This window comes from Syntrophaceticus schinkii (assembly GCF_000946815.1).
GTDB lineage: Bacteria > Bacillota > DSM-12270 > Thermacetogeniales > Thermacetogeniaceae > Syntrophaceticus > Syntrophaceticus schinkii.
Map to the genome: position 1 here is coordinate 1 of NZ_CDRZ01000100.1, position 1,259 is coordinate 1,259.

General features: G+C 45.4%; 2 protein-coding genes. Both read right to left on the reverse strand.

Annotation, left to right across the window (positions count from 1 at the left end):
- Window positions 1-203: 203 nt before the first annotated feature.
- A complete protein-coding gene (locus tag SSCH_RS05460) occupies window positions 204-491 on the reverse strand; it encodes a hypothetical protein (protein ID WP_044664586.1) in 288 nt (95 codons plus the stop codon).
- Between the two features lie 420 nt (window positions 492-911).
- On the reverse strand, window positions 912-1,259 hold a 348-nt coding region (locus tag SSCH_RS18950), incomplete at its 5' end, for a hypothetical protein (RefSeq protein WP_044664587.1).

The window sequence follows — 1,259 nt, forward strand, 5'->3', positions numbered from 1 at the left end:
CTGACACCTTTAGCCAGCTCCTGTAAAACCCTCTTCACACCCTGCTGATAGCCCTCTTGATTGTCTTCCGCATCTTTGAGTACAGATAAACGCACCTGAAGCCGGTCGATCTTCTTTGAAAGGGACTGGAGCTGTAATTAGTATTCTTTTCCTGTTCCATTGTCAGTGGTGTACAAGTTTTTCCTCTTTCTCCTAGTTCAGCCTTAACGGCTTTCTTGTGAGGCAGCATGTTTTTTGCACAACTCCTCACCCGCAAGGATCTTTGTTTCCAGTTCCGCATAACGGGACTTTCCTTTATTGACCCTTTGGATAAGAGAATCCCGCTGGCGCAAGAGCACCTCTTTTTTATTCTTCTGCACCTGAAGATCACTGACCAAGGCAGTCTTTTGGTAGAGTATCTCAAAAATCTCTTTATCAACACTATCCCATGTCATGTTTGATTCTTTCTTTTGCTCTTCCCAATCACTTTTCTCTGCTATTAACTCCTCCACATCACTCTCTGCCTGGGATTTGAAGGCCTTTCAGATTTTCACAGACAGATACGACCTTCTGCCAGCTCCTGTTCTGTTTCTGCCTTTCTTTGTACAATTCACCGCCAGCCTGGCATCCAACTCAGTCCCGCGGTCATCAAAAGAACCTAATTTTTCCTCCAGGCGGGCAAGTCAGAGTGTCTCTCCTGAAGAACACTCTGTATCTCACTTAAATCCTCTTCCTTTTTGCTCAATGGCATTAAGCCTCAAAGACAACCCTCTCCGGAATTCAGCAAGCTGCTTTTCCAGTATGGTAATAGTCTCCTGTATACGACCTAAAAAAGACTTCAGCTGATGGGAATCATTCGTTATATCCTCATCCTTTTCCTGGCCGAGGCCAGTTGGCCTTCCAGCAAACAGAGCTCCATTTCCCGATGTGCTTTAGCAAATCTCATGTGTTGCTCTGCAACCTCTGCCTGTTTTTTTAAAGGGATTCTCCATCTTTTCCATCTCTACTAAAAGATCCTCCAAACGGGCCAGAGAATCTTCTGTTTCCTGGAGCCTTTTCAGGGTATTAGCCTTGCGCTGGCGATAACTGCTCACCCCGGCAATTTCTTCGAGAAAAGTTCGCCTTTCTTGCGGGCGCACCATTGTAAACTCGTCAATCTTACCCTGAGATGTGATAGAAAAAGCCGCACGACTGATACCACATTGAGCAAAAAGCTCCTGGATATCACGCAGGCGGCATAATTGTTTATTGATGAAATATTCACCTTTCTCCAGACCTTG